13 protein-coding genes and 1 other RNA gene are annotated in these 24,052 nt (G+C 50.7%); 9 read left to right on the forward strand and 5 right to left on the reverse strand.

What is annotated here, in order from left to right:
• The 8 genes from ihfA to VGC33_RS15260 form a co-directional block, all read left to right on the forward strand.
• A partial coding sequence (ihfA, locus tag VGC33_RS15225; RefSeq protein ID WP_331121615.1) for an integration host factor subunit alpha occupies positions 1-279 on the forward strand: 279 nt, incomplete at its 5' end.
• 207 nt (positions 280-486) lie between these two features.
• Positions 487-1,332, forward strand: coding sequence for a DUF2502 domain-containing protein (locus VGC33_RS15230; RefSeq protein WP_331121616.1), 846 nt, complete (start codon positions 487-489; stop codon positions 1,330-1,332).
• A 260-nt stretch (positions 1,333-1,592) separates the two neighbouring features.
• A complete protein-coding gene (locus VGC33_RS15235; RefSeq protein WP_414636941.1) occupies positions 1,593-1,964 on the forward strand; it encodes a DUF2502 domain-containing protein in 372 nt (123 codons plus the stop codon).
• A gap of 233 nt (positions 1,965-2,197) precedes the next feature.
• Positions 2,198-3,202, forward strand: coding sequence for a vitamin B12 ABC transporter permease BtuC (btuC, locus tag VGC33_RS15240; protein ID WP_331121637.1), 1,005 nt, complete (start codon positions 2,198-2,200; stop codon positions 3,200-3,202).
• 54 nt (positions 3,203-3,256) lie between these two features.
• Positions 3,257-3,808, forward strand: coding sequence for a glutathione peroxidase (locus VGC33_RS15245; RefSeq protein ID WP_331121618.1), 552 nt, complete (start codon positions 3,257-3,259; stop codon positions 3,806-3,808).
• 14 nt (positions 3,809-3,822) lie between these two features.
• Positions 3,823-4,629, forward strand: a complete 807-nt coding sequence (gene btuD, locus VGC33_RS15250) for a vitamin B12 ABC transporter ATP-binding protein BtuD (RefSeq protein ID WP_331121619.1) — start codon at positions 3,823-3,825, stop codon at positions 4,627-4,629.
• A gap of 34 nt (positions 4,630-4,663) precedes the next feature.
• On the forward strand, positions 4,664-5,131 hold the full coding sequence (locus VGC33_RS15255; protein WP_331121620.1) for an NlpC/P60 family protein: 468 nt from the start codon (positions 4,664-4,666) through the stop codon (positions 5,129-5,131).
• A 149-nt stretch (positions 5,132-5,280) separates the two neighbouring features.
• Positions 5,281-6,732 carry a protein adenylyltransferase SelO gene (locus tag VGC33_RS15260; RefSeq protein WP_331121621.1) on the forward strand — a complete coding sequence of 484 codons (1,452 nt, stop codon included), beginning with the start codon at positions 5,281-5,283 and terminating at the stop codon, positions 6,730-6,732.
• A 43-nt stretch (positions 6,733-6,775) separates the two neighbouring features.
• On the opposite strand, the gene VGC33_RS15265 is transcribed toward VGC33_RS15260, so the two are convergent.
• From VGC33_RS15265 to ppsR, 4 genes are all read right to left on the reverse strand, one after another.
• Complete coding sequence (locus tag VGC33_RS15265; protein ID WP_331121622.1) at positions 6,776-12,589, reverse strand: hypothetical protein; 5,814 nt, start codon at positions 12,587-12,589, stop codon at positions 6,776-6,778.
• Positions 12,590-13,010: 421 nt separating this feature from the next.
• Positions 13,011-18,872, reverse strand: coding sequence for a hypothetical protein (locus tag VGC33_RS15270; RefSeq protein ID WP_331121623.1), 5,862 nt, complete (start codon positions 18,870-18,872; stop codon positions 13,011-13,013).
• A gap of 292 nt (positions 18,873-19,164) precedes the next feature.
• Positions 19,165-20,211, reverse strand: a complete 1,047-nt coding sequence (locus VGC33_RS15275; protein ID WP_331121624.1) for a 3-deoxy-7-phosphoheptulonate synthase — start codon at positions 20,209-20,211, stop codon at positions 19,165-19,167.
• Between the two features lie 106 nt (positions 20,212-20,317).
• Positions 20,318-21,139 carry a phosphoenolpyruvate synthetase regulatory kinase/phosphorylase PpsR gene (gene ppsR / locus VGC33_RS15280; RefSeq protein ID WP_331121625.1) on the reverse strand — a complete coding sequence of 274 codons (822 nt, stop codon included), beginning with the start codon at positions 21,137-21,139 and terminating at the stop codon, positions 20,318-20,320.
• Positions 21,140-21,346: 207 nt separating this feature from the next.
• On the opposite strand from ppsR, the gene ppsA reads away from it, so the two are divergent.
• On the forward strand, positions 21,347-23,722 hold the full coding sequence (ppsA, locus tag VGC33_RS15285) for a phosphoenolpyruvate synthase (protein ID WP_331121626.1): 2,376 nt from the start codon (positions 21,347-21,349) through the stop codon (positions 23,720-23,722).
• 155 nt (positions 23,723-23,877) lie between these two features.
• On the opposite strand, the gene rprA is transcribed toward ppsA, so the two are convergent.
• An RNA gene (gene rprA / locus VGC33_RS15290) (antisense sRNA RprA) lies at positions 23,878-23,982 on the reverse strand.
• Between the last annotated feature and the right edge of the window lie 70 nt (positions 23,983-24,052).

Raw genomic sequence — 24,052 nt, forward strand, 5'->3', positions numbered from 1 at the left:
GAAATGTCAGAATACCTGTTTGAAAAGCTCGGGCTGAGCAAACGGGATGCCAAAGAAATAGTGGAACTGTTTTTTGAGGAAGTCCGGCGAGCGCTGGAAAATGGCGAGCAGGTAAAATTATCCGGTTTTGGTAATTTTGATCTGCGCGACAAAAATCAACGTCCAGGGCGTAATCCGAAAACCGGTGAAGATATTCCCATCACTGCCCGTAGGGTGGTGACGTTTCGTCCGGGGCAAAAGTTAAAAAGCCGTGTCGAGAATGCCTCACCTAAAGAGTGATGTATTGTCAGCTATCTGAAAAGGCCGCTTCGTGCGGCCTTTTTTTTTAGCCCGCGGTCGGTGCGTATGGCGAACCATGAGGGATCGATTGTCAGGATTGAGTAAAGGGATCGCCTGTTTATGGTAAAGGCGACGTTGTCTGATAGTGGCGGCTATTGGCCGCTGCTATAACGGCGGCAAATCGTATCTGTTTCACAGGTAGAGATCATGAAAAAAACCACTTTATTATGTGCGTTGGCGCTGCTGATACCTTGCGGCGCGCTGGCGGATGTGTTTATCAGCACCGACAATCCCGGCATGGTGATTAATCTTGGCAGCCAGGATGCGCGCGGTTATTTCTGGGATGGCGACGAGTGGCGTGCGCCGCAGTGGTGGTACGAACACCGTGGCCGGCATGTCGGCGAACGCAACCAGCGCGGGTGGTTTTGGGACGGTTACCAGTGGCGCACGCCGCAGTGGTGGTACGAGCATGAAGATGACGATATCGGCGATCGGAATGATTTCGGCTGGTACTGGGACGGCGGACGCTGGATAGAGGAAATGCCTGAGGGCATGCGAAACGATCGGGGCCAGTATTGGTTTAACGGTATCTGGACCATCGCGCCGCCGCCAGGCTATGGCCGGCGCGGCAGAGACTACCATGAGCCCAGGCGCCAGCAGGTTTTTTCCACCTGGGATCATAACGACAGACACGACAATCGGCCGCACCAGGGCGGCAATGACAACCGCCCGCCGCAAAACAACGGCGGCCAGCCGCACCAGGGCGGCAATGACAACCGCCCGCCGCAAAACAACGGCGGCCAGCCGCACCAGGGCGGCAATAATAACCGCCCGCCGCAAAACAACGGCGGCCAGCCGCACCAGGGCGGCAATGGTAATCGCCCGCCGCAAAACAACGGCGGCCAGCCGCACCAGGGCGGCAATGATAACCGCCTGCCGCAAAACAACGGCGGCCAGCCGCACCAGGGCGGCAATGGTAATCGCCCGCCGCAAAACAACGGCGGCCAGCAGCATCAGGGCGGCGGTGAAATTATCAAGCCTAAGCCGCATTGATCCAATCATGAGTCCGGCGCTCGTCGCCGGGCTGAGTATTATGCGTTGGTCGCCCGCGGCCGCCACCGAGTGTTAGCATTCCGTCAGGCTAACGTAAGAGTCGTGCAAATCCGCCCTTGTCTGATAGTGGCGCCGTGACGCGGCTGCTATAACCACAGCACATGGATTCAGGAAAAAATAATATGAAGCAAAAAGCAGCGTTACTGGTGATGGCTCTGTTGGCGACACCTTGCGCCATCCCCTCGGGCGCAATCGCCGGGATGCTGGTCAACGTCTCCGCGTCGGGCGCCTCGGCACAGATTGGCGAGCGAAACGATCGCGGCTACTATTGGGACGGACATGACTGGCGCGCGCCGGCCTGGTGGCGTGGACACCAGGGCAAGCACCTAGGCGAACGCAATCAACATGGCGAATATTGGGATGGCGGCCGCTGGTCCGCCCAGCCGCCCGCGGGCCATGGTAAAACGACCAGGGCGCGCACGCAGCAGGCAGCGCATAACACCGCGTCCCGCAATACCGGCGGTAATCAAGACACCCACGCCCAGTCAAACGGTGCTAATGGCAAGCCGGGGCAGGCCCAGGGTAATCAACACCAGGTAAGCGGCGGTGAACCGATAAAGCCGCCGCAATAATAACAGCAATAATATTGACCCTATGGGTCACTTCCCCGGCGCCGTCTGATTCCCCACTTATGGCGCCGTTTTTTTAACCGCTAACCGCTCCCGTCACGCCTGCAATACCTCCTTTCGCCTTTTGACAATCATATTCCCAGGCACGGGTGCTACCGCTTGAGCGTTAATCCCGGTAGGATAAAAGCCCGTTTCTTCGTGCCCTGTTACCTTGTATTACCGGACCTTAAGCAATGATGCCGTCAAACAGCCCACTCTTCAGCGATCTGAAATATCGGCAATCCCGTCGTGATGCCGCGCGTATCCGCGTATTGGCGCTGTTTGTGCTTATCGCCCTGCTGATAAGCCTGTGCGCCGGCGATGTCTGGTATTGGCCGACCCGGTGGTTTGCCGACGACACGGCCAGGATGTTTATCTGGCAACTGAGACTGCCGCGCGCCCTGGCGGTGATAGCCGTAGGCGCCGCGCTGGCGCTTGCCGGGGCGGCGATGCAGAATATTTTTGAAAATCCGCTGGCCGAGCCGGGACTGCTGGGGGTGGCCAACGGCGCCGGCTTGGCGCTGACCCTGGGCGTACTGCTGGGCCGGGGGACGATACCGGTGTGGGGGCTGGGGCTGTGCGCGGTGGCGGGTGCCCTGGCGATCACGCTGCTGCTGCTCTGGTTTGCCAGGCAGCGCGCCTCCAACGCCCGGTTACTGCTGGTCGGCGTGGCGCTCGGCATTGTGTGCAGCGCCGTGATGACCTGGGCGGTCTATTTCAGTACCAGCCTGGATCTGCGCCAGCTATTGTACTGGATGATGGGGGGCTTCGGCGGCGTGGACTGGCGCGACAAATGGCTGGTTTTGTCCCTGCTGCCCTTTATTATCTGGCTATGCCTGCAGGGCCGGGTGATGAACCTGCAGGCATTGGGCGAACAGCAGGCGATGCAGTTGGGGTTGCCGGTGTTTGTCTGGCGCAATTTGCTGGTATTGGCCTTCGGCTGCATGGTGGGCATCAGCGTGGCCCTGGCCGGCGTGATCGGGTTTATCGGCCTGGTGGTGCCGCATATCCTGCGCTTATGGGGATTAACCGATCACCGACGGCTGCTTCCCGGCTGCGCGCTGGCCGGCGCGGGCATCCTGCTGCTGGCGGATGTGATTGCCCGTATCGCGCTGTATGCCGCGGAGCTGCCGATAGGGGTGGTCACCGCCACGCTTGGCTCGCCGATATTTATCTGGCTATTAATCCGGATAAGGGGATAAGCTTGTGTAAGGCGATAAGCTGCTGATTTTACCTGTAACCCGTAGGAGATGATAATGACGGATACCCTGTATACCCTGCCGCTGAAGACCATTACCGGGGAAATAACCACCCTGGAACATTATCAAGGCTCGGTGCTGCTGATTGTAAACGTAGCCTCGAAATGCGGCCTGACCGATCAGTACGAAGGCCTGGAAAGCCTCTATAAGACCTGGCATGCGCAGGGGCTGGAGGTGTTGGGTTTTCCCTCCAATGAGTTTGCCGGCCAGGAGCCGGGCAGCGACGACGAGATTTTGGCATTTTGTCGTGGGACCTTTGGTGTCGAATTTCCCATGTTCAGTAAAATCGAGGTCAACGGCGAGCATCGCCACCCGCTTTACCGGGCGCTTATCGCCGCCAAGCCCACGGCGATAAAACCCCAGGGCAGCGTATTTTTTGAGCGCCTGGCGGGAAAAGGGCGCACCCCCAAACAGCCGCAGGATATTTTGTGGAATTTTGAAAAGTTCCTGGTGGGGCGCGACGGTACCGTCCTCGAACGCTTTGCCCCGGATATGACGCCCCAGGACCCGATTATCCTGGATGCCGTCAAACGGGCGCTGGCGCAATAACCGGCGTATCGGCCATGCAGCCGCCGTTATTATTGGATTTGCGGCGCGTAACGGTGCCGCGGCGTTTGGCGGCGATATCGGCCCAGGTGCCGCCGGGCAGTCTGATCCATATCATCGGACCCAACGGCGCGGGGAAAAGCACGCTGCTGGCCTGTATTGCCGGGCTGATGCCGTCGGCGGGGGAAATCACCCTGCTCGACAGGCCGGTTGGGCAGTGGCATGGCGCCGATCTGGCCCTGCGCAGGGGTTATCTCTGCCAGCAGGCCGTGCCCGGCACCGCCATGCCGGTCTTCCAGTACCTGATGCTCCATCAGCCGCGCAACGCCGACGAGACCGCGGTGGATCGCTGCGTGGGATACCTGGCCGCGGCATTGTCGCTGGCGGATAAACTCGACCGCCCGCTAAGCCGGCTATCCGGCGGCGAATGGCAACGCGTCAGGCTGACGGCGGTATTCCTGCAGATCTGGCCGGCCATTAATCCCCTGGGGCGGCTGCTGTTGCTCGACGAACCCGCCGCCGGCCTCGATATCGCCCAGCGCGTGGCCCTGGATGCCCTGCTGGCGGAAGTCAGGGCGGCGGGCCTTGGGGTGCTGGTCTGCGCCCATGACCTTAACCATACCCTGCATCATGCCGGCCGGGTATGGCTTATGTCCTCCGGCGCGATGGCGGCGCAGGGCGGCGTGGGGCGGGTTATGCGGCCCGAGATATTATCGCCGGTGTTCGGCGTGGATTTTACCCTGCTCCAGGCCGGTGAGCGCCCCTGGCTGGTGGCTTCCGGCTCGACATTACCGCCGCGGCGGACTTTCTCGGGGGCTTTTTAATCGCATGGTCAACATAAAGAGTCATGACTAAAACATGAGACGGATTTCCTTTTGGCTGCTGGCAGCAACGTTATTGATTACCGGCTGTAGCCACCATGCGCCCAGTCCCGACCCGCGGCTGGCCGATGCCGGGGCGGTGAAGTCCGGTCTTCACGCGCAGCTGCGCCAGTGGCACGGCACACCCTATCGCTATGGCGGCCTGGATCAGGGCGGGGTTGACTGTTCGGGTTTTGTCTACCGGACCTTCAGGGATCGGTTTGCCATCATCCTGCCGCGCTCCACCGAGGCGCAGACTAAAGTGGGCACGCGAATTTCCCGCGACGATCTCTTGCCGGGGGATCTGGTGTTTTTCAAGACCGGCAGCGGCGCCAACGGGCTGCATGTGGGAATCTATGACACCGATGATCTGTTTATCCATGCCTCGACCAGCCGCGGCGTGATACGGTCATCGCTGGATAATGTCTACTGGCGTAAAGCCTATTGGCAGGCGCGGCGTATTTAACCCGGCGGTGGCGTCGGGCGATTCCCGCCGGATGCCGTCCCCCGATAATCCAGCCTGATATCGCCAATGCAGCGTAAGCGAACCGGGCATGATCCCCGGACGTTGCAACACATCCCGCCGAACGTTCTACACTTGAGTAAGGAGGCACCATGGCACAAACCCCGATATTCAAGAACAGCTATTTCCAGCAATTGCCCGGTTTTTATACCGCCCTGGCGCCCACCCCGCTGCGCGGCGCGCGGTTGCTTTACCATAGCGCGGAATTGGCAGGCGTTCTGGGCCTGGCGGATGAACTGTTTGACGAGCGGCACGCGGCTCTCTGGTGCGGCGAACAACTGTTGCCCGGCATGCAGCCGCTGGCGCAGGTTTACAGCGGTCATCAGTTTGGCGCCTGGGCCGGCCAGTTAGGCGACGGACGCGGCATCCTGCTTGGCGAACAGCAACTGGCGGACGGGCGGGCGATGGACTGGCATCTGAAAGGGGCGGGTCTCACGCCCTATTCACGCATGGGAGACGGCCGCGCGGTGCTGCGTTCCGTGGTACGCGAATTCCTGGCGTCCGAGGCGTTACATTATCTGGGCATCGGCACGACGCGGGCGCTGACCATCGTCACCAGCGATGAGCCGGTGTGGCGCGAAAAAGCGGAACCGGGCGCCATGTTGCTGCGGGTGGCGCCAAGCCATGTGCGGTTCGGTCATTTCGAGCATTTCTACTACCGGCGCGAAGCGGAGAAGGTCAGACAGCTGGCGGATTATGTTATCGGCCGCCACTGGCCGCAATTTGCGGGGCTGGAAGAACGCTACCCTTTATGGCTGACGGATGTGGTGGAAAGGACGGCGCGCATGATTGCCCAATGGCAGGCGGTGGGGTTTGCCCACGGCGTGATGAATACCGATAACATGTCGATCCTGGGCATTACCATCGACTATGGCCCATTCGGTTTTCTCGACGCGTACCAGCCGGATTATATCTGCAATCATACCGACCATCAGGGCCGCTATGCGTTTGATAACCAGCCGGCGGTGGGGTTATGGAATTTGCATCGCCTGGCGCAGGCGTTGTCCGGACTGATGTCGGTCAGTGCTCTCGAGCAGGCGTTGGCGCGCTACCAGCCGGCGCTGATGGAAGCCTATGGCGAAGAGATGCGCGCCAAGCTCGGCTTTACCACGCGCGACCGGCAAGATAACGACATTCTCACCGGCCTGCTCGGGCTGATGGCGCGAGAAGGCAGCGACTACACGCAGGTCTTTCGCCTGTTAAGTGAAAGCGAGGCCGACAACCCGCGCTCGCCGCTGCGTGATGAAATGAAAGACCTGGCGGGTTTTGACCTTTGGTATCAGTCTTACCGCCGCCGGTTGCTGCAGGAGGGCGTCGATAGCGATAGGCGCAGGCAGGCCATGCTGGCGAAAAATCCGAACATCATCCTGCGCAACTATCTGGCCCAGCAGGCCATCGACGGAGCCGAACAAAACGACGCCACATTTCTGGCCAGCCTTCACCAGGCTCTGTGCCGGCCATTTGACGACGACCCGGCGTTAAACGATTTTGCCGCGCCGCCGCCGGAGTGGGGCCGGCATTTGGAAATATCCTGCTCGAGCTAAAGGCGCGCATACGCGGTTCGCCTTTTTCATGCCTGTCATTCATTCAGTGCCGTTCGCCACGGATGGCTTCATTATTGAACCAATCGGAAAGATAACGGTATTCTTCCAGTGACAGTATGACATCCAGAAACGCCTGCTCGACGATGATGTGCTCCTCCCCACCGGTTAAGTGATACTCGGCGATAATGGCATCAAGCAGGCTTAAGGAGGACGCGCTGAGGGTTTGTATATGCCGGGGAATGTCGGCGTAGGACGGTGCGTATCCATACAGTTGCTGCAAAATATCAACACAGATAACCGGCATCTGGCCGGCATGCGGGTCCAGGCCAGGTATATGGCCCGCGCCATCCGCCGCGGTGTTATTGGCCGCCGTTATATAACCGCGCTTGTCGCGCTGAAACAGTAATCTTTTTTGCATACTAAGCACAAAGTTTATAAGATCATGCAATCGGCGATGTATTTTCTGGCTATGGCTGAAGACGCCATCCTCGGAACTCTGGGCGGAATCAACGCTGCCGCGCGCCGCGTGCAAATGTCGTTTGCCGGGTCGAAACCAGGTGAACCATTCCGGCCTGCGCTGGCGGATGTCGTCGCTGATTTTGTAGGGATAAGCTTTAATGGGTAAGCCTAACTCATCGGCGAGGATTTGCCCCGTCGAATAGCGGCGCCCATAACCGCTATAACAGGAAAAAAGTTCAATGCTTTCCAAATCCTGAAATTTGAATTTGGCATTATCCAGATAGGGCAGTCCGCGAACAATATCAGAAAACTCAATGGCATCCATATTGTTAACATTAAAGGGCGCGCCATGCAGTCTTATACTTAACCGTGTCTTGGCCTCATTAATCAGGTCGATATGACAATCTTTTCCCAACAGGATTTTTTCGCGCGAAACGATCCGCTCTCTGTAGCCTCGTTGCTGGCCGTCGCTTAGAAAAATCGGCACGTTTTCCCGTGGCAGATCATTCATTAACGTCGGTATCTCAATCTTTGAGCCAAAGGCCTTTCCCGCCATGACGAACAGGATTTTGTCGGTGTGGTGAAGACTAAACAGCCCTTGCGTAAACCTGCCCATCTGTTCGGCGATGACGATGGAAACCCTGGCGGGCAGGTCGGGACCGAAAAAATGATTTTCCACGCCGACAAAACGGCCGTGGCCTTGGCATAGCAATAAATGCTCAAGTAAATTCGAGGTACTGTAGAGTGCTAAAAGGTTACCCTCGTTGATCTTTAGCATGTCCTCGTTCGATGTAATCCTGATTTTGTCTGTAAGAATGGCGTGGCTATTCAAACTGTCTACTTTCGCCTGTTTTACCATCCGGGCCAGCTTTATTGCGCTTTCATTATCCAAATTGTTGCTTTTATATAAAACTTTCAGGGGAAATTCTTCTTTTAACGAATAACTGTGGGGCGCATGGCGTAAAGCCCGTGCAGCCAGACGAACGTTGGACGATTGTTTATGTCCAGAGGAATATTTAATTCTGTCATGACCATTATTCTTTTTAATCATCAAAGGATAATACCATGCCGGCTCTTTGAGTAAAAAACCATTTTTGAGAACGCTTGATGGCGACGTGGCCTCCCGGTAAGTCAGGAAGTTGGCATCCTCTAGAGAATCGATATCTTTATATTTGATAAGTTCAAATTTCAATGGTGACTTATTATACATGCCTAACCATTCATCTTCGGTAAAAACATCCCTATTATCCAGCAAATTGAATGATCCGCGCATTTCCTGGAGATCAATTATAAAGTTATAGTTTTCTATATCTATCCGTAATGCGAAATAGGTATCGGGTATTAATGCGTGTTTATCCGTCCAGCCGCAAATTGCGCGAAAACGCATGATGCCGTCATGCTTTTCAGTCAACGCGCGTAGGGATGAAGCTAAAAAATTCTCATCCTGGCTGTAACCGCTAGATTGGATGGCGTCAATAATTTCCTTGCGGAAGAAAAAACTGCGGTGAAATCGGCCCAAAAAATCCCCACGTAATGCGTTTTTTTTGATGATATCCCGCACATAATCATTTTTATAAAGATAAAATCGTATGACCCGTTTATAAAAATCGATTTCGCCATCTTCAGGCACTGGAAAATTTGACAAGATTTTCCGGGGTTCGCCCTGGGTTATCTCAGTATGGCGAAAGGCTTTTTCCGCCGCTTTATAAAAATCGAATGAAGCGATAAAATGGCTGGAAGGACTACCGATACTGGCAATCCAGTTACCGGTGCCGCTACGCATGACAGGGATGGCAAAATATTTTTCATTTACCATGTTTCTATTGGCAATTCTCCATTCTCCATAATGTTTATCCCAAAACACCTTGAAGTAGTCATTGTCATTAACAACATAGTATTGTTTATCCTGGGTGAGGGTATCAACCAGAACGCCGTTTTTTTTTGTTTCCAGAAGGGCGGGATCGATATTTGTTTTCCACGCCTGACGCAAGTTTTTCTTGCGTCGCGATTTCGCTCTGATGGCCTCGTTGGCAATTGACACAAGTTCGCCGATTTTGTTTTTGACATTGGCGCCAAGAAGGGACAGGAAGCTACCGTAAGGTTGCAGGGGAAAAAAGAAATAGGCAAGTTCTTTTGCCGATTGCATGGCAAGATTTTTACCGACTTCAGGTGCGGAAAGCATTAATTCATTTATGATAAATTGCTTTAGCATTTGGCGCGGCGTGTTGTTTTTTATAGCGTTGTGTAACGCATGTTTAAGTGTATGTTCAGGGATTTTTTTAAATTGCCCTCCCAGCAATAAAAAGGTGGACATTAAATCAAATAGATCGAACATGATTTCATTGAATTTTATTTCATGTTCCTTATCATTCCAATGCTGGCAAAGCGTGTCAAAAAAAGGAATAAACGAGGCGATATATTCAGGCCAGCTGTAGTTATGCAGCGTTTCCTTCAACCTATCGGCAATGGTCAGCAGCGTCGCCTGAGACAGATAATCAATATTGGTAATAAGCGGTGTATCAATGCTTACCGGAGGTGACGAGTCAATCGGCTGGGAAAGATAGGGCGTGATCAACGTCATGATATCGGTGCTATTGACCGCTGCCAATGTATAGGGTGCCGCGGGCATGCCGACCGGCTCGTTTTCCGGTGAAAAAAGCAACATATCGATGAGCGTGGTGAGGTTGCCGCTGTTGGCATCGATAACAGGGAACAGCCCGGCCAGTAGATCAGCCTCGCACGCCATGGGTTCCGGGCGCTTATTCATTTCATTGCTGCGCCAGAAGTCCATCATCTCTTGCAGCAATGGCTGGTTATCATATTTTTCAAGGTCATGGATGAAGACATAACCGCTCAAGGTTGATAATAGAAAAAGTTTGCCGCTTTGTAACCGCAAAAGCGAGAGGTAGCCGATATTTTTATGTGGAAGGTAAACATAATTAAAAGGCGACAGGCTATTATGAACATAATTTCTCGAAAACACCTCAAAACAAAAAATTTCTTTTGGCGGATATATGGCGTCGACATAATCGATAGTCGATCGGTCAATCGCCGCCAAACTGGTTTTGCGTGCTTCATGAGCGGAGTAAAACCGTTTGTAATCATAAAATTGTTGATAATAATCTTCCAGCGAATTCTTTTTATCTGAGGAAACCAACTGATAGATATTCAAATGGCTTGCTTGTTCGCGTATTTTATACTCAACAAAAAAATGCTGTTGTTCGCTGACAAACGTTTTTAAAATATAAAGCGAATGTAATGAAGCCAACAGATTCTCGTCAAGATTTTTTTCTGTGCCGAGATACCAAAAAACAGCGGCTTTTACCATAAGTTCAAAGTCACCATTAAGAACACGTTGCTGATAGGCTAATAGCATCTGGTAGTCTGAAAAATGGCCGTCAGTTTTGGTGGTTTCGCTTCTCATGGCCTCTATTTTCGCCACGGCAATATATTGTTCAGCGCTGTCCGCCACAAGAATGATATTTTTACGTATATAATAATCAATGGTATTGATAAATGTTCTTTGCAAGTCTCTAAGGTATGCGAATAAAATATACGTGGATTTAAATTCATGCAGATTGCTTTTAAAATCATTGTACCACTTCTCCTGAGCCTGGAATTTTTCCTTCTCAAACACATTGCTGATAATCATTTCTGACAAAATAGCATATGCCTGGTCCCAGGGCGCAATGTTTTTTTCCTGCCATTGCGCTTCGCTTTCTGGCTGGATTTCATTCAGACGGGACAATTCGACCATCTTAAGGATAGTGTTCATATGCGGATGCTTGTTATGCTTAAGATGAATGTAATTCTCCACCTCATTAACAAAAAGCGCCTCCATGTTCGCCACCACAATTTCTTTCTCATCCGCGGCGAAAGGGTACCAGTGATTCGTCATTTCACCAGGTAATAAAAAATTATTAGCATGAATACTTATCTCATTAACACGGGTGTATTCGAATATATAATAAAATCTCAACTTGAGCAGACTGTCGGTCATGGTTTTTTTATTATGTTCAAGTAGCGCGGCGTAAATCTCTAAATTGGTGATGTAAGTGACCTTTTCCATCGTAGTGTGGTCGTCGGAAAAAAGCTGCGCGGTATATTCATCATAAGCCGTTTTCATGACCTTGAGCGTGTTGTATATTTCCACATGGAAAGCATGTTCTGAAAAAGACGTGTTATTTATTTTTAGCAATTCTTCTTGTTCAAATGTGGAAAAGTCTTTATTTTTTAGCAGGGAAACCGTTTGGCTGATGATATCAATATCAATGTTCTCATACGCTTCCACCAACTGCCTGTCTATGTTGGGAATGTAATCTCGCAGAGTTTTATGATTAGCCATATGCTGTGAAATTATCCGATGGGTGGAGATATTAGTCGTATTAATCTTCAGTAAAAACATCAACAGGTTTTCCGTTAGCGTTTTGAGAAGAAGGATATGCAATACATATCCCTTGTCCTTAAAATAAAGCCCATTATAAAATATATCTTCAGCCTTCGAGGCGATAAGCCCGTCCAACGCCATTAACGCGTGATGATTGCCGTTTGCAAGATCAACGCCTGACGCAAGCAATTCGCTCGCCAACTGTTGTAACACTGCCCGGCCTGCGGGATTGGCGGGCGCAAGATTAAACGCCTGTTCATTGATAAAAAAGCGGCCAAGGTCAGGCGAGCTTCCATTGCCGGCGGCAAGCGGTTCGGGCATCCAGGAGACCGTCGGCGGCGCCGGCGCCGGCTTGACCTCTAATGCGCGGGGGGCAGTGTCAGCCGGTGCCAAATGTGCCGATATCTCCGCATTGGCTGAATAAACAGGTTGCCGTGATGGGGGCTCAGGGGACTGCTGGCCGTTTGCCTGGGGAAATATCAGCGGATCACGCGCTTTGGAGATCCAATTCAATGCCGTATCAAGCCACGCCGGGCGCGTCAGGATATATTGCGGGTTCAGGTACGCCAGCAATTGGCCCAACGCCTGGGTGACCGTCACAGGCGTCTGCAGCAGATCTTCAATATAATAATTATCTTCGTGCGCCACAACCAGCCGGCTGCCTAAGTAACCCGCCAGAATGGCCCGGCCACTCGGCAACGCGATCCGCCTGACGGGAAGGCGGTGGGGTACACCGCCGGCAATGAGGAAACCGTCTTTATTGCGAATCAATTCATTGGCACAGCGAGATAAATAATCGATGCTCTCGTCCGAGTCCGGCATGTCGCCGAGGCGAATGCCGCCAGTATCCGTCTGGTTGGCTTGATAAAAAGTCTCTCGATTTTTTAGGTTGTTAATATTACTGACTTTAATAATTTCTTTTGGAAAAGACCATTGCGCAGACACGGGGTTCAAGAAAAAAGGCGAGAATGCATACGTGCCAGTTGTACTATAACTTATTGAATTAGCCATATATATTTCCTTAACCTATGCTGATGAGATTAGAGGCGAAAAAATATATTCCCGAAATAGCCAATGATAAATGGTGTATAACTTCTTTACGGCTAGTATTATTGGTAATGCAATGAGTGACAGATGTACATTAAAAGAGATGGCAGGCCAAAGTAAGCGTTAATAAAACTTTGTTTATATAATTGAGATGTTATGGTCCATAACCTGCGCTACCAACGAGCCATAAAAAAGACCGCCGGTGGCGGCGATCCTTAATGCCGGGCCACCCGTTGCGGTTAATCCCATTACTGCCGTCAGCCGCGGCAACTGCCCACCCCGACCAGCAGCGCCGACAGCCGTTTGCGGTCTTAGCTGTCCGGGCAGCCCAGGGGGCGGGGAAGCACACATTTATCGCCCGCGTTAATACTTATAGCTGGCCAGGTTAACCTTCGATTGACGTGGCATTAAATTGGTTGGATAAATACTTATACTCATCGATGGATAAAATAACATCCAGAAAAGCTTGTTCAATGATATAATTCTCCTTGCCGGCGTCAATAGCGTAATCCGCTATAATTTCCATCAGCAATGTCTGGGACTCGGAACACAAAGTAATATCCCCGACGATGAGCGGATGATGAGGATTATGAGGAAATAACAATTGCAATATATCAATGTAAATAAAAGGGACGTGCCGGGAGAGGCCTTGAAAGGGACTGTCCTCGACGTTTTGATTATGTCCCTTGTATGCCAATCGGCGAATAACATCGCGCACGGCATGCATAAGTTCATGAATAGCCCGCTGCATATTCTGCATGTTAATATGCTCCTGATGCCGAGGGCGGTGCGGCAGTTGGTTTTGATTGCCCATGGGACTTATCACGTCCTGCGGGTCATATTCACGAAACCATTCTGGCCTTCTTAAGCGCACCCCGTCACTGACGTAGGGGGGCGCGGTGTAAACCTTGATGCCCAGCTCATTAGCCAGCAGCTGCGCGTTGGAATAGCGGCGTCCGTAACCGCTAAAGCAGGAGATTAAATCAATCCCGGTAATATTATGTAAATCAAATCTTCCATTATCTACATAGGTCAGCCCTTTAAGGGTGTCAGCAAATTCGATGACGTCCATATGGTTCACCAAAAAAGGTGTGCCGTGCGATTTGATTGATAAATGCGGCGAATCACCGTCATTACGGGTAATTTGGCAGTCTTTTCCCAACAAAACCCGTTCGCGGGGAATATCTTGCTCCCGATAACTTTTGATGCGACCATCGATAAAATATTCGGGAATTTTTTCCCGAAAGACGCCATCCAGCAGTACCGGGGTATCGTCCTTGGCACCGAATGCGTCACCGGCGAATACCGAAAAGGCCGTATCGGCATAATGAGGTTTTAGCACGCCATATTTAAAGGTTCCCAGCTGTTCGGCGATGATCAACATGGCTCTGGCCGGGGTTATCAAACTAAGGTAATCATTACTCATGCCAATAAATCGCCCTTGACCCAATGATAATAATAGGTACTCAAGCTGGTTTAAATAATTTAACGCAGCAATAATTTTTCCTTTATTGATTTTTAATAAATCGGAGGTGGCGTATATTCTTTGCTGATTACTTAAAACGGCTCGGCTTGCCAGACCGTCAGATTTAGCCTGGTTTATTAAGTGTAGTAATTTCCTGGCTCCGGCGTTATCAACTAATTCCGATTGAAATAAACAATATATAATATATTCTTCATGCATTTTATAATTATCAATGTGGCTGCGCAAGGCTCTTGCCACCAGGTGAATGTTAGGGTTTGAAGTCATTTTTTGCGGGAAATAGGCTTTTTTTAAGTCAGTACTGGCTCTGATGACCGAGGGTCTATACCACTCTGGTTCTTTTAGTAAAAATCCATATTTAATATAGGCAAAAGGTGTTGTTGCCTCTCGATAATTGAAATATTTGGCATCAATAATAAATTCAAAATCCTTGAATTTTATCAGTTCAAATTGTGATGGAAAGTTATTCATCATCATAATCCACTCGTTTTCAGTAAAAACGTCTCTTTTGTCTTCAAAACCGAAGTTAGCGCGAATTTCATTTAAATCAAGGATATATACCCTGTTTTTCAGCCTGATGGACAATGCGAAATAGGTGCCGGCCATCTGGTCATCCCTGCCGCGCCAGCCGCACACGGCACGGAACCGTATTCTGCTATCATCATAACTTTTTAATGTTTTCAGCGCCTGTAGCTGGGATGTAATATCATACGCGAATCCATTGAACTCATGCATCGCAAGTATTTCTTGTTTTATAGAGAACGAGCGGTAGGATTGATCCAAAAAAAGGTTAACGTCTACCTTACCGCCGATTATCCTTTGAGAGTAATAATGCCTTTGAAGATAAAAATGCAGGATTGCCTTATGGAAAGTTATTAAGTTATTGTCTGAAAAGTCTTGATAAGCGCTGGTTCGCATTGGTTCTATGGTGATGATATTAGCATTATCATGCTGATTGTAGTACATGGGACTAAAACTGAATGGCGAAAATTTGAGGTCGACTAACTGCCCCGCGCTTGCGACCCAGTTTCCTGAATGGCTGCGGGCTACGGGAATGGCAAAGTTTTTATTATCGGGGCCGTGTGAGTTAATAATTCTCCATTCGCCGTGATATTTATCCCAAAAGACGGGAAAATATTCATTATCATTAGTAACATAATAAGATTCTGCTGCTGTGGAATTTATTATGGAAACGCCGGTGTTTAATGTCTCCACTATCTTTTCATTTACATTTGATTTCCAGGGCCGACGAAGTATTTTTTTACGCAAGCTATCAGATTGTATCGCACGATTTGCTTTTGCTATTATTTCCAATACATTGACCTGTAGTTTTTCTACAAAAATTGATAAAGATCTTCCTGAAGGATGAATGACGTTAAAATAAGAAGAAAATTCATTTAGGGTGGATTTTGCATATTTTAACCCTAATTCAGGGGAGGCAATTATAAGTTCGTTAATAATGAATCTTTTAAAAGCATTATGTGGTATTTTTTGCTCTATTGCCTTATGTAAAGCATGTTTTAAGGTGTTTTCAGATATTTTTTTGAATTTGCCGGCAAAAAACACCAGTGACAACATTAAATCATAAATATCAAAAATAACTTCTTCAAATTTTATTTCATGCTCTTCATCATGCCAATGGCGGCACAGTGTAGTGAAGAAAGGGATAAAAGCGGCAACGTACTCCAGCCAGGTAGACTCATATAACGTTTCTTTTAATTCATTAGTGATTGTTATCAACGTTGCCTGATTTAAATAGTCAAAATTGGTTATTAACGGAGTGTCGGTGCTTAAAGGCAGGTACGTGGTCTGTTGTTGAGAAGCATAAGGGGAGATGATCAAATCAATATCATTATTTTTTACGGCGACCAGGCCGTATGCGGGTGCGGCCAAGCCGATTGATTCTTCTTCGGGAGGGAGCAACAGTATATCAATCATGGACGTTAGCCGATGACTGTTGGCATCAATTTTGGGGAATAACGACGCCAATGTGGTTTCATTGATAGGGTGCTGGGGCCGATTGCGTAACGCAAAAAAAGTATTACATTGAGCCCAATACGTTTTCATTTGATGCATAATGTCGATTTTTTCCGGCGTGTCGATATCAGCAACAAAGGGAAAACCGTTCAGTGTGGATATCAAGACATGACGGTCGCTATGTAATTTCGCAATGGACAGATAGCCGAGATTTTCAGCCGGGAGGTATACATTTGTAAAGGCAGATAAATGATTAGTAACGTAATTGCGGGAAAAAACCTTAAAGCAGAATATTTCCTTTGGTGGGTAAATGATATCTAAATAATTTAAAGTTGAGTTGTCTAAAGCAAGGATGGAAAATCGTTGCGCTTCAAAAAAAGAATCATGGATTTTGTAATATCTGAACTGCTGATAATATCCCTCGGCCGTATCCATTTTTGAGGAGGGCTTGAGCTGGAAAAGACTGGTAAAAGACTGCTGCTGGCGAGCCTGTTGTTCATGTAATACTTGCTGTTGCGCTGTTATAAACCGCTTTAGTATATAAAGTACATTAAGGGACTTTAAAAAATCTTCATCGACTTCATATTGTTGTGACATATACCATGAAACCGCGGCTTTGATAAGCAGATCCAGGTGACCTTTTGATTCAAGCTCATGGTATTCCACCAATAATCCGTAATCATCTTTTTCTTGCGCGACCTCGAGGGTTTTGCTGCGAACCGCTTCTATTTTGGCCGCTACGATGCGTTGTTCTTGTGATGTCGCTATTATATGTCTATTGTTAGCGTGAAAGTCAGCCACTTCGTCAATAAACAATATCTGCAAATTGATTAAATAGGCCATAAAAATATAAATAGTTTTGTCATTGTGGAGCCGGTTGACATAATCATTATACCAAGAAACGTGTTCAAGGATCTTTTCTTGCTCAAACTGGTTATTTTCAATGATTTTCGATAAAATGTCATGTGCATGATGAAAATGTCTTAAGTTATTTTCCACCCAAGTCCCATTATCATGGCTTTCGGCTTCATCCAGTTTAGAAATATCAATCAAATCCAACGCTTGATCCAAATGATTATGCGATGGCTTGTGCTGGTAAATAAAACTTACCAATTCCTCGGCGAAAGCCTTATCCACTTCCTCTTTGTTGAATTCAATTTCATCTTCCGCAAAGCCATGCCATAGATTGGACATTTCACCCGGTATAATAAAATTTGAGCTAAATATGCTAATGCCATTGGAACGGGTGTATTCAAAGATATAGAGAAATTTCAATTTTATCAAACTGTCAGTCAAGCATTCATTACTGCCGTCAATCAATGCATTAAAAATCTGTTGTGAATTAATATATAGGTTTTTTTCCAATGCGGGAAAATCGTCCAAATTCATTTGCTGACGATACTCATCAAAGGCCTGATCAAACAGCAAGAAATAATGTAATAATTTTTTGTGATAAATACGGTTATCAAATTCCGCATGCTCAATATTTTGAATTATTCCCTGCTTTGCGGTGGATAAATCTTTATTCCTGATGTAAGAAACCAAATCCTTGATGATTTTGTTATCAACCCGTCGCGTTCCGTCTAGCACTTTTTGTTCTAAATCGGTAATGTACTGACTGATCTTTATTTGATATCCGGAATATTCACTGATGTTGTTGGCGATGGCCGTTTCTTTTTGCGCCAGAATTCCCATGGTCGAAAGAATGTTTTCACTTAGCATTTTGAAAATGATAATGTTAAGTGATTCTTTTTTTTCTTTTAGGTACAGACCCCGATGGAACATGACCGCCATTTCCCGGCCGATAAACGAATCAAATTCAATCAGTGTGGCCAGTGGATTGTCAACCGGCAACGTCTTTTGCTGCAAAAAATCATGGATAAGGCTTTGAAGCTGTGCCTCGGCTTCCAGATTGGCGGGTGCGATTTTAAATTCATGGCCATCAATAGTAAATATTAATTGGCTGGGTATGACGGCGGCGCCCAAGGGCTTGCCAGCCCCTGGTAAAGACGCCAAAGCCAGCGTTACCGGTGTCGATAAAGTATTCGGGCCGCTGGTTTCCCCGGTGCTTGGCATCGCGTCTGCCGGTCCGAATTGCACCGCGAATTCAGCCTGCGCAGCATAAATAACATCACCGGAATTGTTATTGTCAGGGGGTGAAGGTTTGCCGTCCGCCTGCGGGAAAATAAAAGGGTCGCCCATAGTGTTGAACCAGTTATACGCGGTTTGTAACCAGCCGCGGCTGCGTTTTTCATCCGGCCGGCCGTACCCGCCGGTTAGGTGAGCAAGCAGGTTGGCTAATGTCGCTTTCCAGGTGGTGGTTGGCTGCCAGTCCTGTTCGACATGATAATTGCTGCCGTCAGAAACAATTAATCTTCCTTCATGATATCCAGCATGGATAGACCTGCCGCTGGGCAATAAGATGTGTTTTGTCGGTATGAATTTTTTTCTACTCATCAACTCAATGGCAATAAATTTCGTATTGCCGGGTTGTGACAAACACTCCGGATTGTTTCTAAGTTCATTTACGCAATAAAACAAATCATCGATTTTTTTCTCATGGACATCTGCCGCCTGTTCATCATAACGGCGGGCATTACACCGCGCGTTGATATTAGCGATATCGTTTTTATCTTTAATGTGTATGTTTTCAATATTATTAACTGCTTTGATATATGGATATCCTGAACATGGTGCTAGCCGTTCCTGCCCGAGACCGGGCATATTGTGCTGAGAATTGATATTGATTAATTTTGTCACGTTGGGCATAAATGCTTCCTTATCCATGATGGCTTCAAATAATTAACGCGGCTATTATGCAGGCTGACGAAGGAGACGATTGAGGCGAGGTCTATTGGTGTGCAGTTGACCGTCAATATTTGCCGGCATGGTTTAAGCATATCATTGCGTGGAGGCATTAAAACGGCTTGCTATGATTCGGTTTAGCTAAAAATGAGACTTTTTTTGCGGCAGGTTTTCGCGGGGATGATCAAATAAATCCATGCATGGCGCCAGGGCCGCCAAAATGCGGCCCTGGCGTCTAATCAAGCGGGGCGCCGGCATGGCAGGGACCCTGCTCTCAAAAGCGGGAATCAACCGCTTCGGCCAGCTTTTCCAGCAGCCGTTCGCTGTCGTCCCAGCCCAGGCAGCCATCGGTGATGGATTGGCCGTAGGTCAACGCCTGTCCAGGGATCAGGGCCTGGCTGCCTTCCACCAGAAAGCTTTCCGCCATGATGCCCGCCACGCGCCGGGAACCCTCGCGAATTTGCCTACAGACGGATTCGGCCACATCCATCTGGCGGCGATACTGTTTCTGGCTGTTGCCGTGACTGAAATCCACCAGCAAGTGGGGCGGTAATCCAAATTCCTGCAAATGGGCGCAGGCCTGCAGCACATCCGCCGCGTGGTAGTTGGGCGTACGGCCGCCGCGCATGATGATATGACCGTAGGGATTGCCCGCCGTTTGGTAAATGGTCATTTGTCCCTGCTTATCCGGCGACAGGAACATATGCGAGGCGCGGGCCGCGCGAATGGCGTCCACGGCAATTTGCGTGTTGCCGTCGGTGCCGTTTTTAAACCCGACCGGGCAAGACAGCGCCGAGGCCATTTCCCGGTGGATCTGGCTTTCTGTCGTGCGCGCGCCGATGGCGCCCCAACTGATCAAATCGGCGATATATTGGCCCGTTACCATATCGAGAAATTCCGTGGCGGTGGGCATGCCCATGTCATTGAGCGCCAATAGCAGGCGGCGCGCGATTTCCAGACCGTCGTTGACCCGATAGCTGCCGTCCAGGCCGGGATCGGAAATCATGCCTTTCCAGCCGACCACCGTGCGCGGCTTTTCAAAATAGGCGCGCATGACGATTTCCAGCCGGTCCTGATAGCGAACGCGCAAGGTATTCAGCTGGCGCGCATAATCGATGGCGGCATCGGTATCATGGATGGAACAGGGTCCCACCACCACCAGCAGCCGCGGGTCGCTGCCGCTCAGGATATTTTCTATGCGCCTGCGCGCGCCGGTGACATGGTCGGTAATCTGTGGGCTAAGGGGCAGGAGCTCGGCAAGTTTCGCCGGCTCGATAAGACGACCAATGCGCCTGGTGCGCAATTCATCTGTGTTAAACATGGACAATCTCTAAAATGGCTTCTTCGCAACGGTGGAAATACCGGGAAGTGATGCCGATCACAATAAACCAAAAGCGGATGAATTCAAAAATAATAATTTGGAAGGATTAATACATGCGGCGGTTTAATCCCAATAAATCCATTATTTTCGTCGCCATCTCCTCCACCGAATGATTGGTTGAGTTCAAAAAAGGAATTTGATGATTGCGAAACAGCGACTGGACTTCGTTAACTTCCAGCCGGCACTGGCGCAGCGAGGCGTACTGGCTGTTGTTCATGCGTTCATCGCGAATCGCCGCCAGCCGCTCCGGATCGATTGTCAGGCCGAACAGTTTATCGTGATAGGGTTTCAGCGCCGCGGGCAGGCGCAGATTGTCCATATCGTCGGCAATAAACGGATAATTGGCGGCGCGAATACCGTACTGCATGGCGAGGTAAATGCTGGTGGGGGTCTTTCCGCAGCGCGACACGCCCAGCAGGATGATCTGCGCCTGATCAAGGTTGCGCAGCGAAATGCCGTCATCATGCGCCAGGGTGTAATCGATAGCGGCGATGCGGGCATCATATTTGGTCAGGTTGGTGGCGGTCAGCCCGTGAGTACGATGCGCCACCGGGTCCGGCGCCAGTCCCAGTTCCTGCTGTAAGGGCGCCACCAGCGCCTGGACCACATCCTGGCAAAACCCCTCGCTGTTTTCCACAATGGTGCGGATAACCGGCGACACGATGGAATAAAACACCAGGGGCCGCACGCCGCTTTGCTTATACAGCGCATTAATCTGCTCGCACACCGCCGTCGCCCGGGTCTCGCTTTCGACAAAGGGCAGGGTATAGCTGGTGGTGGAGACCGGAAATTGGGACAGCACCGCATGTCCGACTACTTCAGCGGTGATGGCCGTACCGTCGGATATAAAAAAAACGCTGCGTTCCATAATGTTCTCCTGATGTTATGCGCATGTTGCTTTGGTGGTGTTTTTATAAGGAAATCCGTTGCGGCAAACTCTGATTTTTGGCGCTGGCACGATTCATCTTAGGCGGATGCAATAAAGTTTATGCTACGCTCTGTTCGATAAGGGTAAATTCCCGACATTAACACTGGCAAGACCCCATTTCATTATAAGTTATAAAAGGATGATCAGATGTCTCAACCTGACAATGATTCAGATAGCGTATTATGGTACAACCAGCTCGGAATGCATGATGTCGACCGCGTTGGAGGTAAGAATGCTTCCCTGGGCGAGATGATCACGCACTTATCCGCCCTGGGGGTTTCAGTGCCCAATGGTTTTGCCACCACGGCCAAAGCCTTTAATGATTTTCTTAATCAAAGCGGCATCAACCAGCGTATCTATGAATTACTTGATCATACCGATACCGATGATATTGGCGCATTGTCCCAGGCCGGCAAGCAGATCCGTCAATGGATTATCGATACCCCTTTCCAGCCAGAGCTTGAAAACGCCATCAGCGACGCCTATCGGCAACTGTCGGCGGATGACGACGAGGCCTCGTTTGCGGTGCGTTCCTCCGCCACCGCCGAGGACATGCCCGACGCCTCGTTTGCCGGCCAGCAGGAAACCTTTCTTAACGTACAGGGCATCGATGCCGTGATGACGGCCATCAAGCACGTTTACGCTTCCTTGTTCAACGATCGCGCCATTTCCTATCGGGTCCACCAGGGCTACGACCATCGCGGCGTCGCCCTGTCGGCGGGCGTGCAGCGCATGGTGCGTTCGGATATGGCGGCGGCCGGCGTAATGTTTACCATCGATACCGAATCCGGTTTCGACCAGGTGGTGTTTATTACCGCCGCCTACGGCCTGGGTGAAATGGTGGTGCAGGGCGCGGTTAATCCGGATGAGTTTTATGTGCATAAACCGACCCTCGCGGCCGGCAAACCGGCGATCGTCCGGCGTAACATCGGCTCGAAAAAAATCCGCATGGTCTATGCCGACAGCCAGGAACACAGTAAACAGGTGCGCGTCGAGGATGTACCCGAACGCGAGCGCCGCCGCTTCGCCCTTACCGACGACGAAGTGCAGGATCTGGCGCGCCAGGCGCTGCAAATCGAGCAACATTACCAGCGGCCGATGGATATCGAATGGGCCAAGGACGGGCATACCGGCCAGCTGTTTATCGTCCAGGCGCGGCCGGAAACCGTGCGTTCGCGCGGGCAGGTGATGGAGCGCTACCAGCTTAAGTCCCGCGGCGAGGTGCTGATCGAGGGGCGGGCCATCGGTCATCGCATCGGCGCCGGTCCGGTTAAGGTGATTCATGATATCAGCGAAATGGATCGGGTCGAGGCCGGCGATGTGCTGGTCACCGACATGACTGACCCGGATTGGGAACCGATCATGAAAAAAGCCTCCGCCATCGTCACCAACCGCGGCGGGCGCACGTGCCATGCGGCGATAATCGCCCGTGAGCTGGGCATACCGGCGGTGGTGGGCTGCGGCGATGCCACCGAACGGCTTGGCGAGGGGCTGGAGGTGACCGTGTCATGCGCGGAAGGCGATACCGGCTACGTCTACCAGGAGCTGCTGGATTTCGCCGTCAACAGTTCCTCCATCGACAAGATGCCGGCGCTGCCGCTTAAAATCATGATGAACGTCGGCAACCCCGACCGGGCGTTTGATTTCGCCGGACTGCCCAACGACGGCGTGGGCCTGGCGCGACTGGAGTTTATCATCAATCGCATGATCGGCGTCCATCCCCGCGCCCTGCTGGAGTTCGACGATCAGACGGCAAAACTGAAGCAGGAAATCACCGATCTGATCCAGGGCTATGACAGCCCGAAAGAATATTATATTGCCCGCCTTACCGAAGGCGTCTCCACCCTGGCCGCGGCCTTCTGGCCGAAGCGGGTCATCGTGCGCCTGTCCGACTTCAAGTCGAACGAATACGCCAATCTGGTGGGCGGCGAGCGTTATGAACCCGACGAGGAAAATCCGATGCTCGGTTTTCGCGGCGCGGGCCGTTACGTCGCCGATAACTTCAAAGCCTGCTTTGCGCTGGAATGCGACGCCATCAAACGGGTGCGCAACGATATGGGCCTGACCAATGTGGAAATCATGGTGCCGTTCGTGCGCACCGTGGCCCAGGGCAAGGCGGTGGTGGAGGAGCTGGCGCGCCAGGGGCTGAAACGCGGCGAGCAGGGACTGAAGATCATTATGATGTGCGAAATTCCCTCCAACGCCCTGTTGGCGGAGCAATTCCTGCAGTATTTCGACGGTTTTTCCATCGGGTCCAACGACATGACCCAACTGGCGCTGGGTCTGGATCGGGACTCGGGATTAGTGTCCGAACTGTTCGACGAACGTGATGATGCGGTGAAGGCGCTGCTGTCAATGGCTATCAAGGCATGCAAGCGCCAGGGCAAGTACGTCGGTATTTGCGGCCAGGGTCCCTCGGACCATGAAGATTTCGCCGCCTGGCTGATGGAGCAGGGCATCGACAGTTTATCACTCAATCCCGATACCGTGGTGAAGACCTGGCTTAGCCTGGCCGAGCTGTGATGGCGGTGCCGGCCGATGCGTTTGCAGACGGTCCGGGGCGGGGATAATAAAGCAGGGCGCGCACATTCCGTGCGCGCCCTGCCTTTTATGCCGACCGGGCTGAAGATGATTCGCCGGTATTTTCCTGCGTATTATTCCCCGCGACGATATTCAGGCGAAAAAAAAGCCCATCCTATGAGACGGGCAAAGACTACACACAGCAATTCATTTAACTCAGGGGAAACCTTGATGTAAAATCAGTGAGTTGAGTTAATTGATGTGCTAATAATATTAATTACGGGGTGAAGAGTCATTAAGAATCCTCCGAATAAGTAAACTAAAAGTTAATAA

The sequence above is a fragment of the Acerihabitans sp. genome, assembly GCF_036398755.1.
Taxonomy (GTDB): domain Bacteria; phylum Pseudomonadota; class Gammaproteobacteria; order Enterobacterales; family Enterobacteriaceae; genus Acerihabitans.

Coding starts and splice junctions, on each gene's coding strand:
- btuD (WP_331121619.1), top strand. CDS start 3,823: ATGCAGCCGCCGTTATTATTGGATTTGCGGCGCGTAACGGTGCCGCGG.
- btuC (WP_331121637.1), top strand. CDS start 2,198: ATGCCGTCAAACAGCCCACTCTTCAGCGATCTGAAATATCGGCAATCC.
- VGC33_RS15265 (WP_331121622.1), bottom strand. CDS start 12,589: ATGGCTAATTCAATAAGTTATAGTACAACTGGCACGTATGCATTCTCG.
- VGC33_RS15260 (WP_331121621.1), top strand. CDS start 5,281: ATGGCACAAACCCCGATATTCAAGAACAGCTATTTCCAGCAATTGCCC.
- VGC33_RS15270 (WP_331121623.1), bottom strand. CDS start 18,872: ATGGATAAGGAAGCATTTATGCCCAACGTGACAAAATTAATCAATATC.
- VGC33_RS15245 (WP_331121618.1), top strand. CDS start 3,257: ATGACGGATACCCTGTATACCCTGCCGCTGAAGACCATTACCGGGGAA.
- VGC33_RS15235 (WP_414636941.1), top strand. CDS start 1,593: ATGCTGGTCAACGTCTCCGCGTCGGGCGCCTCGGCACAGATTGGCGAG.
- ppsR (WP_331121625.1), bottom strand. CDS start 21,139: ATGGAACGCAGCGTTTTTTTTATATCCGACGGTACGGCCATCACCGCT.
- ppsA (WP_331121626.1), top strand. CDS start 21,347: ATGTCTCAACCTGACAATGATTCAGATAGCGTATTATGGTACAACCAG.
- VGC33_RS15275 (WP_331121624.1), bottom strand. CDS start 20,211: ATGTTTAACACAGATGAATTGCGCACCAGGCGCATTGGTCGTCTTATC.
- VGC33_RS15230 (WP_331121616.1), top strand. CDS start 487: ATGAAAAAAACCACTTTATTATGTGCGTTGGCGCTGCTGATACCTTGC.
- VGC33_RS15255 (WP_331121620.1), top strand. CDS start 4,664: ATGAGACGGATTTCCTTTTGGCTGCTGGCAGCAACGTTATTGATTACC.